Origin of the sequence: Acetomicrobium sp. S15 = DSM 107314 (assembly GCF_016125955.1) — a bacterium.
GTDB classification, from domain to species: Bacteria; Synergistota; Synergistia; order Synergistales; family Thermosynergistaceae; genus Thermosynergistes; species Thermosynergistes pyruvativorans.
This window is the reverse complement of record NZ_JADEVE010000261.1, coordinates 1-353: the sequence shown is the minus strand read 5'-3', so window position 1 is coordinate 353 and position 353 is coordinate 1. Positions and strand designations below refer to the sequence as shown.

Annotated in this window: 1 pseudogene; it reads right to left on the bottom strand. The window is 46.5% G+C overall.

From position 1 onward, the window contains the following. Nucleotides 1-353 (bottom strand): annotated as a pseudogene (locus EZM41_RS07155) (flagellar biosynthetic protein FliP); the annotation flags it as partial.

Here is a 353-nt window from a genome sequence, read left to right as displayed (position 1 = left end):
GATTAAAACCGTAAGCGGTATATCCTCCTTGCTATTTGGCCTGTCCATTTTAGACATGTTAACAAAGAGCGCCAGATCTTTTTCCAGGGTTTGTTTAAACATGAACTGCTTAATAGGCCCGGAAGCTCTCTCCAAAGCTTCCTCTTGGGAAATGCGCTGGGCCAGATAAGGGTCTACTGCTTGCGTTTTTACCTGCTGGTAGACCGGCGCCATGGTAAATAAGGTTAAAAAAAGTGCTAAACCAATTAGGACCTGGTTAGGGGGGGTTTGCTGCGTAGCCAGAGCACTTCGCACAAAGGACAACACCACAATAATCCTGGTAAAGGAAGTCATCAACACCAGGATAGCAGGCA